We start from the raw sequence: 2,023 nt of genomic DNA, 5'->3' as shown, positions 1-2,023 counted from the left end.
TTGCCATTGATAATACTTATAAACTACATAAAAATTAGTCCGAGATAACTGTAGCATATTTTGGGTTAAAGTTAAGATGCGTTTACCCTGGAGAATTAGGTGGAATTGAAATTGGCATAGGGACATTACAAGCGACAAATGCGCGGGTAGCCGATTCTATAAAGCCCGCCGTTGAAGACTTATGGAAATGGGCACCGTTACAAGCTAATGTCCATGTGGATGAAACTCCGTGGTGTGTCAAGGGAGTTAAAGAATGGTTATGGACAGCGACAGGTAAAAATTTTTGTCTATTCCATGCGGCAGACACTCGTAGTCGAGCCGAATTAGAAACAATGCTGGGTTCGGAGTTTGCTGGAGTGTTGAGTTCTGATGATTTTAGCGTATACAACGGTGTGCTGGTTGGAGCACAGCAGAAATGTCTAGCCCATCTACGGCGACATTTTAAGAAAGTTCTTCTTCTTAGTCACGGTAACAATACTGTCGTCGCCTCTGCGTTCTTAGAATTAATTGATGAGGCATTTCGACAACATCGAAAATGGCGTGAATACCCTGAAGAACTCGATTATCATACTTGGGCGAGGGACTTTAAGGTCTCTCTGGCAGAATTGTTAAATACTTGGCAAGGTCATGTTGGTCATGCTGCTGGACTGTTATTGCGCTCGTTGCGTGAGAAAGCACATCAATGGTGGTATTTTTTAGACCATCCGGACATTCCTCCTGATAATAATTTGGCAGAACGTTCTGTGCGACTAGCTGTGACTAAACGTAAGGTATCTGGCGGTTCTCGGTCAATCTCTCGGTTTGAACAAACTGCTGATTTGTTATCCGTGATTCAGACTTGTCGGTTTCAAGGTAAAAGCGCAATGACTTTTTTCCGTGATGCTATATCTGCCCATTCTTGTGACTTATTTATGCCTTCTTTTATTCCCCAATCTTAGACCTGAATCCTTACAGTTGACAATGAGTTACCAGCATAAATACTTTTTTAATAACTGGGAAATATTTACAGAGATACCAATATTCTTTCAGAAATCTTTTGCCTTGGAGCCAAATATCTTTTACAGGGTTTTGCTCGGGTGCATTGGGGGCAAATAATTCACATCTTATCAACCATTCAGATTTCTCTCGCATCTTGATTGACCTGCCCCAGATCATTTCGCATTTCTGCATATTTATGATAACTGGCCCCATCCCAAAATATTAAAATTCTAGCTCCATTATTGAGATTTTGAAGGTATTTTACAAACAAAACTGTATTTTTTGAATTTCCCGCTTCATCTTCTCGAACAAAAAATTCTTTTGTTTGATAGTTGAGGGCACCAAAATATGTTTGTCTTTCTCTCTGATTTGTCATGGGTAGTTCTATTCTTTTATTTTTATTTCCCCAAACATATCCACAAACATCACCCCACAGCAGATAACATTCAGGGAGCATCCCGGTTTTGCGCTTTTGAGCATCAAACGGATATTGAGCCGTTAAGGTGCACCGAAGCTTAAGCATTTGATTAACATTTTTCATCAACCACTGCGCTCCTGAAATTTTTAACCTTCTATCAATTTGTTTGACTGCCGACTCTACAGCTCCGGAACCTCCAAAGCAAACCTTTTTTGTTGACAATTGCTCGTAGTTAACAATCCGCCGGCGATGCTTCTCCAAATAAGCACAAAAGTTCTGGGCTTGTTTTTGACGGCAAGACTTACAGCATATTCCAGGTTTATGAAGTACAGTAGCAGCAGCTCGTAAACCAGTTTTTAAAGTGCTTAGGATTGACCAAATCAACGGCCGTAGCAAGTATTATGTCAACCCGGAGTGGTACTTGTTGGTGAAAACTGACGTAAAAAAGATTTGAGTTGCGACCACCATAATTCTATAGGATTGAAGTCGGGAGAATAGGGGGATAAGTTCAGTAAACTAGCACCAGCGGCTTGTATCAATGGTTCAATAGTCCCCAACTTGTGAGCGGGTAGATTATCCATAACAACTACTGCACCCTCCCATAAGTTTGGCACTAAAAAATGTTCA

Annotated in this window: 2 protein-coding genes and 2 pseudogenes; 1 reads left to right on the top strand and 3 read right to left on the bottom strand. The window is 40.8% G+C overall.

The window, feature by feature from the left end; translation table 11 throughout:
* Positions 1-44: 44 nt before the first annotated feature.
* On the top strand, positions 45-938 hold the full coding sequence (gene tnpC / locus E5S67_RS31825) for an IS66 family transposase (RefSeq protein ID WP_422614737.1): 894 nt from the start codon (positions 45-47) through the stop codon (positions 936-938).
* A gap of 176 nt (positions 939-1,114) precedes the next feature.
* On the opposite strand, the gene E5S67_RS33865 is transcribed toward tnpC, so the two are convergent.
* From E5S67_RS33865 to E5S67_RS31815, 3 genes and pseudogenes are all read right to left on the bottom strand, one after another.
* Complete coding sequence (locus E5S67_RS33865; RefSeq protein WP_246277097.1) at positions 1,115-1,435, bottom strand: transposase; 321 nt, start codon at positions 1,433-1,435, stop codon at positions 1,115-1,117.
* A 48-nt stretch (positions 1,436-1,483) separates the two neighbouring features.
* Positions 1,484-1,693 (bottom strand): annotated as a pseudogene (locus E5S67_RS33860) (ISKra4 family transposase); the annotation flags it as partial.
* A 140-nt stretch (positions 1,694-1,833) separates the two neighbouring features.
* A pseudogene (locus tag E5S67_RS31815) lies at positions 1,834-2,023 on the bottom strand (transposase); the annotation flags it as partial.

Source organism: Microcoleus asticus IPMA8 (genome assembly GCF_013179805.1).
In the GTDB taxonomy this organism is placed as follows: domain Bacteria; phylum Cyanobacteriota; class Cyanobacteriia; order Cyanobacteriales; family Microcoleaceae; genus Microcoleus; species Microcoleus asticus.
Note: the sequence above shows the minus strand (reverse complement) of the source record. Positions and strands in the feature narration are given on the sequence as shown.

Excerpts from the sequence above, each read along its gene's own strand:
- E5S67_RS33865 (WP_246277097.1), bottom strand. The coding sequence starts at position 1,435 with ATGCTCCCTGAATGTTATCTGCTGTGGGGTGATGTTTGTGGATATGTT.